This is a genomic window from Halomonas sp. DP3Y7-2, assembly GCF_019800795.1.
GTDB classification, from domain to species: Bacteria; Pseudomonadota; Gammaproteobacteria; order Pseudomonadales; family Halomonadaceae; genus Halomonas; species Halomonas litopenaei_A.
The window spans coordinates 30135-42484 of the sequence record NZ_JAHVKJ010000003.1 but is presented as its reverse complement, the minus strand read 5'-3'; the positions used below and the strand labels follow the sequence as shown (position 1 = coordinate 42484).

The following is a 12350-nucleotide window of genomic DNA, read 5'->3' as shown; positions in this document are numbered from 1 at the left end:
ATCAGCTGACCTCCTGCAGTCGCTGGACGGGTTGTCCGAGGGCTTCATCAATCAACAGCCCCAGGCTATTGATCAGAATCACGACGCCGCCGGCAGGAATGGCCAGGTATGGCCACATCATGGAAATGCGCGTGCTTGGCGCCGTCTGGCTGGCCACTCGGCCGACCAGCTCGAGGCCATACTTGATCATGACGAACGCAAACAGTGCCGAGCACAGCACGATCACGATCCGCAAAAGCCGAGCCAGGCGCTCTCCTGCATATTCGAGCACGATGTCGACGGAGATCAGGGCGCCATGACGATAGGCGTAGCCGGCACCGATAAAGGTTAGCCAGAGCATCGAAAAGCGAGCGATTTCATCGGAGAAGAACAGCGGGCTGCCCACCACGAAGCGAGCGAACACCTGCCAAAAGATCAGTACGGTCATGATCAGCAAAAGCAGGGCGAGCCCCCAGCCGATCAACCGATTGAAGTGCCAGATCGCCGTGTTGGCGACACGCAGAAAGGAGTGCATGAAGGGCCTCGCAGAATGCAGTGCCCCCTGACCAGCTGGCTGGCCAGGGGGCCGGGTACTCAGTGCTCGAAGTTGATGGCCGCGTCGACCAGGTCTTCGCCGACGGTCGGGCCCCACTTGGCGATAACCGGACGCACGGCCTCGCGGAAGGGCGCCAGGTCAGGTTCGGTGACCGTCATGCCCAGCTCAGCCAACTCGCCCTTGTAGCGTTGTTCCAGCTCCTGGCTGGCTTCCCGCTGAACCGGCAGTGCGATTTGAGCGGCCTCCAGAATCAGGGCCTGGTCGTCTTCGCTGAAGGAGTTGAACAGGTCCAGGCTCATCATCAGCGGCGCCGGTGAATAGACGTGCTGGGTGATGTTCAGGTAATCCTGAACCTCGTAGAAATTGACGTCGTAGATGGTGGCCAGAGGGTTTTCCTGGCTGTCCATGACGCCCTGTTGCAGCGCTGTGTAGACCTCGGTCCACGCCATTGGCGTGGCGTTGGCGCCCAGCGCTTCCCAGGTATCAACCTGCACGCGGCTTTCCTGCGTGCGGTGGTTGATACCTTCCAGGTCGCTGGGCTGCTCCAGCGCGCGCACGGAATTGGTGTTGTGACGGAAGCCATTCTCCATCCACGCCAGGAACTTGACGTTCATCTGGTCTTCGGCGAGTTGGGCCAGCTGGTCACCGTGTTCGCTGTCGAGGAAGGCATAAGCATGCCCGTGATCCTCAAAGATGTAGGGCAGGTCGAACAGCAGGAATTCATCGACAAAGCCGCCCATGGGGCCGGTCGACGCGATGCCTGCATCGATGATGCCAAGCCCCATCCCCTCGATGACTTCACGCTCGGCCCCCAGCGCATTGTCATAGTGGGGCTCGATGGTCAGCCGGCCTTCCGACAGACGCTCCAGCTCCTCTCCGAACTTGAGCACGCCGATGCCCTGCTGGGAGTCGGGTCCCAGCGGCAGGCTGACATCGATGGTCCGCTCCTGCTGGGCGAAGGCTGCGCTGGACAGCCCGATGGCGGCGGTCAGGACGGTGAGGCGGAAAGGAAGGGAGTTGAATTGGCGCATGATGCTCTCCTGTTATCGTTGTGATGCCCTGGGGTGGGGCGGCCGCTGCCGGGAGGCGTGTCTGTGTGACGGGCAGCAAGGGGAATCACTTTTAAAGGCTTGGGAATACGTATTCAACATTAAAGTTTTTATGCCTTTGTTTTTTGTTTTTAAGCGTATGAAAATAAAGTAAATATACTTTAGTAGTGCCGAGTGAATACGTAGTCTTTAATTTTTCGGAATCATGGTGCGGCTGTCGCGGATGAGGGTATTGGGTGTGGGCTATGGAAGGGCCCGATGACGGTCGAACAGGGCAGTCGCTCAGAATGGTCAGTCAGAGCAGTCAGTCCGGGCGGTCAGTCCGGGGGATAGACAGGCGCTGGCAAGGGGCGGTTCGGGGTGGTGGAAGAAGGGAAAAGCGAAGCCATCGTCAAGCTGTCATAGGGTGCTGATTGACTACACTGAGGACGGCCCTGGCGGGGGTCACTTTTCGGTGCGAAAAGCCGTGGCATGAGCTGGCAAATGTGGTTAGCATGCGCCGTCCGGTAGTAGGGTAGGGGCATGTCTCGAGGACGTGCCCTGTGGGCGAGGCGCCAAGCACCTCAACCGGGCCCATTAAGCGAGTCCACGTCACGGGTCGGGCCCGCTGGCTTGCTCGGAGGAGCGAGTCAGGGAGTCTGTCGAGAAGGGCTGCTCAACAGGTCTATCCATCCTCTCTATTGTCTGTGGATGGATCGTTGTATTCAGGCGGGAGCGTATCAACATGTCGAAAGTGATCATCATTGGTGCCGGCGGTGTCGGCAGTGTCGTCGCCCACAAGTGTGCCCAGCTGGACTCGGTGTTTACCGATATCCTGTTGGCCAGTCGCACCGAGTCCAAGTGCAAGGCTATCGCCGAGCAGCTGCCGCGCCCCATCCGCACGGCCCAGGTCGATGCCGACAACGTGGCTGAACTGACGGCGTTGCTCGAGGCAGAAAAGCCCGAGCTGGTCATCAATGTCGCCCTGCCTTATCAGGACCTGAGCATCATGGATGCCTGCCTGGCAGCGGGTGTTCACTACCTCGACACGGCCAATTACGAACCCCTTGATACCGCCAAGTTCGAGTATAAGTGGCAGTGGGCCTATCAGGAGCGCTTCCAGCAGGCGGGGCTGACGGCTCTGCTGGGCAGCGGCTTCGATCCGGGCGCCACCAACATGTTCACCGCCTATCTCGCCAAGCACTATTTCGACGAGATCGAAGAGCTGGACATCATCGATGTCAATGGCGGCGATCATGGTTATCCCTTCGCCACCAACTTCAACCCGGAGATCAACATCCGGGAGGTCAGTGCCGAGTGTCGTCACTATGAGAATGGCGAGTTCGTCACTACCCCGCCGATGTCCAAGATGGCGCGTTTCAGCTGCCCTGAAGAGGTCGGTGACTACAACATCTACCGTCTCTATCACGAGGAGCTTGAGTCGCTCTCGAAGCACTTCCCGAGCCTCAAGCGGGCTCAGTTCTGGATGAGCTTTGGTGACAGCTATCTCAAGCACCTTGAAGTGCTGAAGAACGTCGGTATGACGGGGATCGAGCCGGTCGACTATAACGGCCAGGAAATTGTGCCTATCCAGTTCCTTGCCAAGCTGCTGCCCGACCCTTCCACCCTGGGACCGCGCACCAAGGGCAAGACCTGCATCGGCACCGTCGTCCGCGGCAAGAAGGACGGCCAGGAAAAGGTCATGTACCTGTATAACATCTGTGACCACGAGGCTTGCTATGCCGAAGTCCAGTCCCAGGCCATTTCCTACACGACCGGTGTGCCTGCGATGATTGGCGCCAAGATGATCCTCGAGGGTCACTGGAAGCGTCCCGGTGTGTGGAACATGGAACAGTGCGATCCCGATCCGTTCATGGCCGACATGAATGCCTACGGTCTGCCGTGGAAAGTGGTCGAGCTGGATCCCTCCTTCCGTCTTGACGTACAGAAGGGGGAGGACCTGTAAGGCGTGGAGATCCTTCAGTTCACGGATATCTCGCGGCTCGATACCCGCGCGCTGCCATCTCCCTGCTATGTGGTGGATGAGGTGGCGGTGGAGCGCAACCTGCGGATTCTCGCCGAGGTGGCCGACGCCAGCGGGGCCAAGGTGCTGTCAGCGCTCAAGGCCTTCAGCATGTGGCATTTCGCGCCGCTGGTGTCGCGCTACCTGAGCGGCACCTGTGCCAGTGGTCTGCATGAAGCCCTGCTGGGCCATGAGCACTACGAAGGCGAAGTGCATGTCTTTGGTGCTGCCTACAGCGAGGCCGATCTGATCGAGATCCTGAAGATCGCTGATCATGTGGTGTTCAACAGCTGCGCGCAGTGGCAGCGCGCGCAGCCGCTGGTGCAGGCAGCGCTGGAGCAGCGGCCTGGGATCAAGTTCGGCTTGCGCATCAATCCGGAGCACTCCGAGGGCGATGTGCCGATCTATGATCCCTGTGCTCCCGGCTCGCGTCTGGGTATTGTGCTGTCGGAGCTGGATGAAGCGACCCTGGATGGCATCACCGGTCTGCATTTTCACACCCTGTGCGAGCAGGATTTCCCGCCGCTCGAGCGAACGCTGGCGGCGGTGGAAGAGCGCTTCGGCCACCTGCTTGGTCGCATGGAGTGGGTGAACTTCGGTGGTGGCCACCACATCACCCGGCCCGACTACCAGCGCGACGACCTGGTGCGCTGCATTCGCGCTTTCGCAGAGCGTCACCAGGTTCAGGTTTACCTTGAGCCAGGCGAAGCGGTGGCGATTGGGTCCGGCGTGCTGGTCACCACGGTACTGGATACCACCTTCAATACTCTCGATCAGGCGATTCTCGATACCTCTGCCACCTGTCACATGCCGGACGTGCTGGAAATGCCCTATCGGCCTGGTCTGCTGGGGGCAGGGGAGCCTGGTGAGCGGGCTCACACCTATCGTTTGGGAGGCTTGACCTGCCTGGCCGGTGATGTGATCGGTGACTACAGCTTCGATGCCCCTCTCGAGATAGGGCAGAAGCTGGTGTTCAAGGACATGGCGCACTACACCATGGTCAAGACCACCACCTTCAATGGCACGCGTCTGCCGGCCATCGCGGTGTGGAACTCGGACACCGGAGCCCTGCAGGTCATCCGCGAGTTTGGCTACCAGGACTTCCGCGAACGCCTGTCCTGAGGTTCAAACAGGAAAGGCTGAGCTGGCGATGCTGAGTTGACGACGTAAGCTGCGCCGTCTTGATCGCAGCGTCGTCGCCCCACATGACGCCCGCCCCGTTCGGCAAGACCGAGCGGGGCGGGCGTTTTCTGTTGGCGCCTCGATGGCCAGCTAGGCCAGGGCGGCTAGGTCAGGGCAGCTAGGCCAGGGTGGCTATCAAGAGGGACCGCCTAGAAACCTTCGAGCACGACCTTACCCTTGGCCCGGCCGCTCTGGATCAGGGCATGGGCACGTTTGAGGTTGGCGGCGTTGATGGTGCCAAAGGACTCAGTAGCGGTGGAGCGAAGGTGCCCGGTATCGATCAGGTGCGCCACCTTGGCGAGAATTTCTCCCTGGCGGGCGATGTCGGCCGTGGAAAACAGCGGGCGGGTGAACATCAGCTCCCAGTGGATGGACACCGCCTTGGGCTTGAACGGCACCACGTCGAGGGAGGCCGGATCGTCGATCAAGCCAAAGCGACCCTGGGGCGCAATCAGTTCTGCTATCTGGGGCACGTAGCCCTCTGAGGCATTGGTCGAGAACACAAAAGCGGGAGCGCCGAGGCCAAGGGCATCGATCTGTGCCGGCAGCGGTTGATGGTGATCGATGACATGGTGGGCCCCCAGCTCCTTCACCCATTCCTGGGTTTCTGGCCGTGACGCCGTGGCAATGACGGTGTAGTCGGTCAGTGCGCGCAGCAGCTGGATAGTGATCGAGCCGACGCCGCCGGCCCCGCCGATGACCAGCACTGCGCGAGCGGCGCCGGGGACCGGGTCGTTGATCTTGAGCCGATCAAACAGCATCTCAAAGGCGGTCAGAGCGGTGAGGGGCAGGGCAGCGGCGGCCGCGTTGTCGATGGAGCCGGGTGCCTTGCTGACGATGCGTGCGTCCACCAGGTGGTACTCACTGTTCGTGCCCGGGCGAGAAATATCCCCGGCGTACCACACTCGGTCGCCCACTTGGACAGAGGTTGCCTTGTCGCCGACAGCCACCACCTCTCCGACTGCATCCCAGCCGATCACCGCGGCCAGGCCTTGCTCGGGCGCTCGTGACTGGCGGATTTTGACGTCGACGGGATTGACCGAAACGGCCTCGACCTTGACCAGCACGTCGTGCCCGCTGGCCTGAGGCACCTCTTGCGCGAGATCCACCAGGGCGTCGTCGCGATCGATGGGGCCTGGGGCGTAGTAACCGATAGCTTTCATGGGATCTCCATAACAGTGGGGATTGGGATATGAGCAACACCTTAGCCTGCTATGGATATTCCGAACACCGTCAAACGCGAAACACTCTTTTCGGGATGTAAGGACAATCGACGCAACGACAGTCTGGCGGTGCCCCCTGCTTCACGACGTGAGAAGCAGGGGGCATCTTGGCATTGCGGCGGCCCCGATCGGCACGGTGGCCGGGAGATGCGATCAGTCGATCAATCCCTGGTCGGCGAGAAACTGCTCGGCGACGGTTTCCACGACGTCGCGGTTGACGTCCACCTGCTCGTTGAGTCGCGTCATGACGTCATCGTCTAGCGTGGCGGCAAGTGCATTCAGCTGGGCCGCCAGCTCTGGGTGGGTGTCCAGCGCTTCCTGGCGCACCACGGGAGTCATGGCATAGGGCGGGAAGAAGCCCTTGTCATCGTCAAGAATACGCAGGTCGAAGGCCGACACTCGTCCATCGGTAGTCGTGACCATGGCGATGTCGACCTGGTCGTCTCTGAGGGCGGTATAGGTCAGGCCCGTATCCATGCGCTTGATATCGGAGCGGTCGAACTGAAAGCCGTAGATGTCCTGCATCGGACGCAGTCCATCGGGGCGCGCATAGAATTCGGCATTGGAGGCAAACAGCAGCTCTTCGCCTGCGTTGATCGCCGACGCCATGTCCGAAATGCTGGTGATGTCCATGGCCTCGGCATCGGCCTCACGCATGGCGATGGCATAGGTGTTGTTGACGCCGGAAGGCTCAAGCCAGGCCAGCCCCTTGTCGGCGTCCAGGGCCTTGACGCGATCATAGGTCGCCTGGGCGTCCAGCTTTTCGTCAACGCCATTGAAGACGATCAGCGAGGTGCCGGTGTACTCCCAGTAGACGTCCACCTGGCCGTTTTCCTGTGCCTGCCGCAGCACCGCGGATCCCATGCCGGCGCGTTTGTCCACGTCGTAACCCAGATGCTCCAGGTACTGGGCGGTCATGCTCGAGATGATCTGCTGTTCGGTGAAGTTCTTGCCGCCGACCACGATCTCATCGTCGGCCTGGGCGGTGGCGGTCAGGAGGGCGAACAGGCCCGTGGTAATTGTTGTTTTAGCGAAGTGTTGTAACGGCATTCTGACGTCCGGCTGGAAATTGAGCCTTGATTCTAGCCCAAGTCGACAGGCTGCCAAGGGACTGGGTACGAGTCTTCGCAATGGGGGCGATTGCCGATGTAAATGCCTGGCACGCCGAGACATCGCTACCATGATGTGGCACATCTGCCTACGGAAGGCCTTATGGAAATTGAAGCGTTCATCAACCGCTATCGGCAGGGACTCTGCGGACTCCAAGGGATGCCCCCCGTTGACGCCCGGTGTGGCTACGAGCGTCTGTGCCAGAGCTTTCAGCTGAACAGTGCCACCATCGCCGACGAGGCCACCACCATTGCCGGGGTGCCGGTGACCAGGCTATGGCCACGGGACGGCCCGCGCCAGGGCGGTGGCGTCGTAGTGTACGCCCATGGTGGCGGCTGGACGCTGGGGTCCAGCCGCAGCCACCGTGGCGTCGCTGAAGCCCTGGTGCAGGCCCTGAGCCGGGAAGTGGTCAGCGTTGACTACCGCCTGTTGCCCGAGTCGTCCTACAGTGACGCTCTATCGGACGTGCTCGGCGTGTGGCAGGCCTGTGATCCTGTCGCCGCGGTGGGGGACAGCGCTGGAGGTCGGCTGGTTCTGGATGCGGCGGCGACACTGGCTCGGGAGGGCACCGGCGTGCCGCCGCTGGGGTTGATCTATCCGGTGGTCGGCACGCCACAGGCGTCTCTCTTGGGGGCAGACGCGCCGCTGCTGAGCCGCGATGACGTCCTGGCGTTGTGGACGATGGTCGCGGCAACGGTTCCCGCCCATGATGGGTACCTGCCGCCATCGCAGCATATGCATGTGCTGGCGGCCGAGCATGATCCGCTGACGGCAATGATAGAAGGCGCCGTAGCGCAATGGTCTCGCACCTCGGCGCAGGTATCACTGGAAATCGCTAACGGCATGGTGCACAGCGCGTTGCATGGCCTTCCCTGGCTGCCGTCCCTGCAGCTGGCCTGGGGGCGTTTCTGCTCCAGGCTCGGTGAATCCATCGAGGCCGACGGGGACGGCCGGTAAGGAGCGCGCGCGGGAGCGCGACAACTCCTGCGGAAGCCTCGTCCGGGCGGGTATCCGCCGCAGGGTTTGAATGGGGGTAGGATGGAAGAGACATAGGGCGAAATGGGTGTAGGGTTGAACGGGTGCCTATGAGAAGCGCTCGAGCGCAAGGCAAGGCGCGCAACATCGCTTCGACTGACCCTCTCTGCCATTCGAACCGTCGCTTTGGTGATATCGAGGTAAGTGCCACGTGAACAGCATGAGACGATGGAGGGTCGCTGGCCTGGTCGGACTGGGCGTGCTGGCGGTAGTGGGCCCGAGGGCGGTCGATACCGTTCGTCCAATGACCTTTGTCCAGTCCAAGGTCACCCCCAATCTCTACCTGGTCAGACATCCGGCCAGCGACCGACAGGCGCTCTATCAAAGTGTGCGCCACAAGGCCATGGAAAGGATGTCGGTCGAGTTTGTCGGCAACGAGCAAGCTTACCGCAGGAGCCCCTATTCCCTGCTCTTCTACGAGTACACGGACAATGGCGTGTTGTCGCTGTTTGGCGGTGCTGGAACCGCCTATTTTCTAGAGAATCATGACGATCCCGGAAGCTTTGGCTCGGAACAGCTCAGGCTATATGTCGAGCAGCACATCGCCGATTTTGATATCCGTTTTTGCGATGGTACGACGGGGTATCAGGGCGTCATGACATACTCCTGGCAAGGGGTGTGGGCCGGAATCGACGTTATCGTCGATACCTGTCCGCCATCGACGAGATCGGAGCCGGCCGATGCCGAAGTGGCCACCGAACGCGGGGCGATGCTGTAACGGAATTCTCGGTGCCGTGGCGGGCTTTATCGAGTGAGGTGTCGTTTACCTGCTTCCCTGGGGTAAGGGCCGTGGCTACACTTGGGCCCCTTGTGCCAGTAAAAGGATCCCTCATGGTCAGCAAGCGGCCTGGTTACGCCAGAATCAAGGAGCATTTGCTATCTCATATCGAAGAAGGGATCTTTTCTGCTGGCGATCGCATTCCCGCCGAAAATGCGCTCGCTCGGGAGTTCGGTGTCAGCCGGATGACCGCCAACAAGGCCATCAGGGACCTGGTGCAGAGCGGTCTGCTGGTCAGACGCGTCGGCTCTGGCACCTATGTCAGCCAGCGCAAGTCCGAGTCGTCCCTGTTCGATATTCGCAATATTGCTGACGAAATTCGCTCGCGAGGTGGCGAGCACTCCAGTGACATCATCGCGCTCGAGGAGGTGGAGGCGTCTGAGGAGGTGGCGGTCTTCCTTGGCGTGAAGACTGGGACCATGGTGTTCTACTCCGAGATTCTGCATCGGGAAGATGGCGTGGCCATTCAGCTCGAGCGACGCCACGTCAATCCTCGACTGGCACCGGACTACCTCAAGCACGATTTCACGCGGCAGACCCCAAACGCCATCCTGGTCGCGCGCTACCCCGTCACCGACGTGGAAAACAGCGTCGAAGCGATCAATCCGACGGCTGAAGAAACGCGTCTACTCGAGATCCCGCCTCATCAGGCCTGCCTGCTGGTCGTGCGTCGTACCTGGTCAGGAGAGCTTCTTATCAGCTATACCCAGCTTCTCCATCCTGGACATCGCTACAAGCTGAACACCTCCCGCCACGGTTGATGGCACGGCCAAACCTTTGATGCTGCTCTGCGCTGCTTCCTCATCCGCCGTGCCGATTGTCCCGCCATGCGGTCGCTTCACGCTCGCCCTTCACGGGTAGCGTCCAGGTGATGGCGTCTCGGTACAGAATGGGTCGGTGTATCAAGATGTATATACCAATTTGTGCCTACCAAGCCATCTTCGCCTGTTCTTCCTTTGACTTTAGTCTACTTTTAGCCCCTGCCTGAATATTTAGTTTGATAGTAAAAACAAGGATTTCTTTACTTTTTTGCGAGTTGGCAAAATATTGTCGCTGTGCCTCAGGCTTTTATGACGACCAAGATATGTATATACATATTGTGTGGCTCGTCGAGATCGTCGTGCCACGTCTCAATAACAAGACGCTGGAGGACTGGCACGATGAAGCCATTGGAAGGGGTCACCATTCTTGATCTGTCGAGGGTGCTGGCGGGGCCCTATTGCACCGCGATGCTGGCGGACCTGGGGGCGGACGTCATCAAGGTCGAGTCGGGCCATGGTGATGACAGTCGTCACATTGCGCCCTATGTCCAGGGGGAAAGCCTGTACTTCTCGATGCTCAATCGCGGCAAGAAGAGTGTATGTCTGGACCTCAAGGATGCCACCGATCGCGAGCGTTTCTTCACTTTATGCGAAGGGGCGGACGTACTGGTGGAAAACTTCCGTCCGGGCGTGACCGAGCGCCTGGGTATTGACGAGAAGAGTCTGGGTGAGCGCTTTCCGTCGCTGATCTACTGCTCGATCTCGGGCTTTGGTCAGACGGGCAGCATGCGGTCAAAGCCCGCCTACGACATCATTGCGCAAGCACTGTCGGGACTGATGGCGGCCACCGGTCCCGAGGGAGGACACCCCACGCGGATTGGCGAATCGCTGGGAGATGTCTGTGCTGGCATGTTTGCGAGCTGGTCAATCTGTGCCGCCCTGTTTGCACGGGAGCGGGATGGAGAACGCCTTGGCTGTCACCTTGACGTGTCGATGCTCGATTGTCTGTTTGCCATGCAGGTCACCAATCTGGCGCAGTTCATCGCTGGTGGCCCCACGCCTGCGCCTATCGGCAACCGTCATCCGCTGTCCGCTCCGTTCGATAGCTTCGAGGCCAGCGATGGCCAGGTGATTATCGCCGTCATCAATAACCCGCTGTTTGCCCGCCTTGCCGAGTGCATGGAAGCCCCTGAGCTGTTGACCGATCCGCGCTTTGCCAATGACGAGCAGCGTTGCATCCATCAGGCCGCACTCAAGGCCGAGATCGAACGCTGGACACGTCACTACTCGGTGAAAGACGTCTGTTCGCGTCTAGATGAAGCAGGGGTTCCCGCTTCCCCCATCTGGGACATTGCCCAGCTTGCCGAATCACAGCATGCCGAGGATCGCCAGCTGTTACTCGACATGGGGCAGTGGAAGTCCCCCGCCCAGCCGGTTTTCTTCAATGGTCAGCGGGTCGTCTGCCATCGCCCCGCGCCGACGCTCGGTCAGCACACCGTGGACCTCGATCAGGAGATTGACGCATGAACTTTACCTTCAATGAAGACGATATCGCGTTTCAGGATGCCGCCCATCGCGTCTGCGCCGATGTGCTGAAGACCCATGCAGCCCGTTACGACGAGACCCGGGAATTCTGCCAGGAGAGCCTGCGTGCCCTGGGCGAGCTGGGCTTCTGGAGCATGAACCTGCCTTCCGAGTACGGTGGTGTCGATATCTCCAGTATTGGCATGTCCCTGGCAGTGGAAGAAATTGCCTACCACTGTGCGGCGACCTGCTCGTCGCTGACGGCGCACTTTCTCGCCACCGACTCGGTACTGATCGGTGCCACCGAGGCACAGCGGCAGGCGCTGCTGCCGCTGTGCGCAAGCGGTGAGAAACTCGGCGCCTTCGCGCTGACCGAACCCGGTGCCGGTTCCAATCCTGCCGAGATGCGAACCCGCGCGGTGCGCACCGCTGACGGCTGGCATCTGACTGGCACCAAGCACTACATCACCAATGGCGCCTTCGCCGATTTCCTGGTGGTCTACGCCAAGACCGACCCTGACCAGGGACATCGCGGTATCTCGGCCTTCCTGGTAGATCGTCATACGCCCGGGATCAGCTTCTCCAGCCCAGAAAAGACCCTTGGTCTGCGCGGCAGCCACATCTACGAGATCGGCTTTGACTGTGTGCTTCCCGATGACGCCCTGATGGGGGAGGAGGGCGCGGGATTCGCGACCGCCATGGAAGTGCTGGACCGAGGACGTGTTGAAGTGGCGGCGATGAGCGTGGGGATTGCCCGAGCTGCCTATGACGCCTCCATCGCCTGGTCGAAGGAACGCATCATCGCAGGCAAGCCGCTGGGCCGCCACCAGGGCATTCAGTGGATGTTGGCCGAGATGCATGCCCAGTTGGAGGCGGCACGGCTGGTCACCTACAAGGCGGCGGATGCACGTGATTCCGGGCAGCGCTTCAGCCTAGAGTCCGCGGTAGCCAAACTGGTGGCGTCCGAGGCTGCGGCCAAGGTGACCGATGCCGCGGTGCAGGTACATGGCGGGTATGGCTACATCAGCGATCTGCCGATCGAGCGCTATTACCGCGATGCGCGCATTACGCGGATCTTCGAGGGCACCTCGGAAATCCAGAAGATCATCATCGGTCGAGCCATCACGGCGTAACACCCGAACAAGGAGGTA

At 60.6% G+C, this 12350-nt stretch carries 11 protein-coding genes; 7 read left to right on the top strand and 4 right to left on the bottom strand.

Features of this window, described 5'->3' with window-relative positions; all coding sequences use genetic code 11:
- Position 1 precedes the first annotated feature (1 nt).
- Together KUV45_RS04455 and KUV45_RS04450 are read right to left on the bottom strand one after the other, a co-directional pair.
- Complete coding sequence (locus KUV45_RS04455; protein WP_222164311.1) at positions 2-514, bottom strand: TRAP transporter small permease; 513 nt, start codon at positions 512-514, stop codon at positions 2-4.
- Positions 515-573: 59 nt separating this feature from the next.
- Positions 574-1566 carry a DctP family TRAP transporter solute-binding subunit gene (locus KUV45_RS04450; protein ID WP_222164310.1) on the bottom strand — a complete coding sequence of 331 codons (993 nt, stop codon included), beginning with the start codon at positions 1564-1566 and terminating at the stop codon, positions 574-576.
- A 742-nt stretch (positions 1567-2308) separates the two neighbouring features.
- Between KUV45_RS04450 and KUV45_RS04445 the strand changes: the two genes are divergently transcribed.
- Together KUV45_RS04445 and nspC are read left to right on the top strand one after the other, a co-directional pair.
- Positions 2309-3529: a saccharopine dehydrogenase family protein gene (locus tag KUV45_RS04445; protein WP_222164309.1), complete on the top strand. Its 1221-nt coding sequence runs from the start codon at positions 2309-2311 to the stop codon at positions 3527-3529.
- 3 nt (positions 3530-3532) lie between these two features.
- Positions 3533-4708, top strand: coding sequence for a carboxynorspermidine decarboxylase (gene nspC / locus KUV45_RS04440; protein ID WP_224852000.1), 1176 nt, complete (start codon positions 3533-3535; stop codon positions 4706-4708).
- 209 nt (positions 4709-4917) lie between these two features.
- On the opposite strand, the gene KUV45_RS04435 is transcribed toward nspC, so the two are convergent.
- Together KUV45_RS04435 and KUV45_RS04430 are read right to left on the bottom strand one after the other, a co-directional pair.
- Positions 4918-5931, bottom strand: a complete 1014-nt coding sequence (locus KUV45_RS04435; RefSeq protein WP_222164308.1) for a zinc-binding alcohol dehydrogenase family protein — start codon at positions 5929-5931, stop codon at positions 4918-4920.
- Between the two features lie 213 nt (positions 5932-6144).
- Complete coding sequence (locus KUV45_RS04430; protein WP_206944797.1) at positions 6145-7041, bottom strand: glycine betaine ABC transporter substrate-binding protein; 897 nt, start codon at positions 7039-7041, stop codon at positions 6145-6147.
- Between the two features lie 162 nt (positions 7042-7203).
- Here KUV45_RS04430 and KUV45_RS04425 point away from each other — a divergent pair, with 162 nt between their 5' ends.
- From KUV45_RS04425 to KUV45_RS04405, 5 genes are all read left to right on the top strand, one after another.
- Complete coding sequence (locus KUV45_RS04425; RefSeq protein ID WP_222164307.1) at positions 7204-8058, top strand: alpha/beta hydrolase fold domain-containing protein; 855 nt, start codon at positions 7204-7206, stop codon at positions 8056-8058.
- 238 nt (positions 8059-8296) lie between these two features.
- The gene (locus tag KUV45_RS04420; protein WP_222164306.1) at positions 8297-8854 is read left to right on the top strand and encodes a hypothetical protein; all 558 of its coding nucleotides are present in this window, start codon (positions 8297-8299) and stop codon (positions 8852-8854) included.
- Between the two features lie 113 nt (positions 8855-8967).
- Complete coding sequence (gene hutC / locus KUV45_RS04415; protein ID WP_222164305.1) at positions 8968-9675, top strand: histidine utilization repressor; 708 nt, start codon at positions 8968-8970, stop codon at positions 9673-9675.
- A gap of 399 nt (positions 9676-10074) precedes the next feature.
- Positions 10075-11202: a CaiB/BaiF CoA-transferase family protein gene (locus tag KUV45_RS04410; RefSeq protein ID WP_222164304.1), complete on the top strand. Its 1128-nt coding sequence runs from the start codon at positions 10075-10077 to the stop codon at positions 11200-11202.
- A complete protein-coding gene (locus KUV45_RS04405) occupies positions 11199-12332 on the top strand; it encodes an acyl-CoA dehydrogenase family protein (RefSeq protein ID WP_222164303.1) in 1134 nt (377 codons plus the stop codon). The genes KUV45_RS04410 and KUV45_RS04405 overlap by 4 nt, the downstream gene beginning before the upstream one ends.
- Positions 12333-12350 lie beyond the last annotated feature (18 nt).